Raw genomic sequence first — 564 nt, forward strand, 5'->3', positions numbered from 1 at the left:
AATAACATAAGAATTAAATTCATTTAATTCTTTTTCTTCTTTAATTTCCAAGATTTTCGTATTAGCAATAATATCGATTAATTGAGAGAGATCTGTTGAAGATGATTCTAGATAGAAAAAACGATTGTCTTGATTTGTCGTAATAGGTCTAAGTTCATCAATATGATCATTACCATTAATACAATCTAATACATACTGTTTAAATTTATGTTCATGGTTACTATGTACATTTAATTGTTTTACTTTTGAAAATCTTTTATTTGCATTACTTGGTTTTACTTCAGCTAACCAGACATTGACTGAAGCATTAGAAAGATCAAGACCTTTAAGGGTTTGTAATTTTGTGTTCAGTGAATTTTGATCTAGCTCTTGCTGAAGTGCTTCCACTGCATTATTTCGACTTTGCATGCCTAATTAACCTTACTAGCAACTGGATATAAAAAATTAATACCTGAATTTTTCTTCAACCCTACTTTGTGTTCAGAAGCTTCAATTGTCCCCAAACATAAAGCTTGACAATCAATTTCAACTTTTTGTCCCACTTGGGTATATGTTATTTTATAC

Annotated in this window: 1 protein-coding gene; it reads right to left on the reverse strand. The window is 29.3% G+C overall.

The genetic code is table 11. The features are described from left to right. The coding region (locus E5A76_RS16980; protein ID WP_161119651.1) for a hypothetical protein at positions 1-408 on the reverse strand (408 nt) is incomplete at its 3' end. Between the last annotated feature and the right edge of the window lie 156 nt (positions 409-564).

The organism is Photobacterium lucens, from assembly GCF_009873615.1.
In the GTDB taxonomy this organism is placed as follows: Bacteria; Pseudomonadota; Gammaproteobacteria; order Enterobacterales; family Vibrionaceae; genus Photobacterium; species Photobacterium lucens.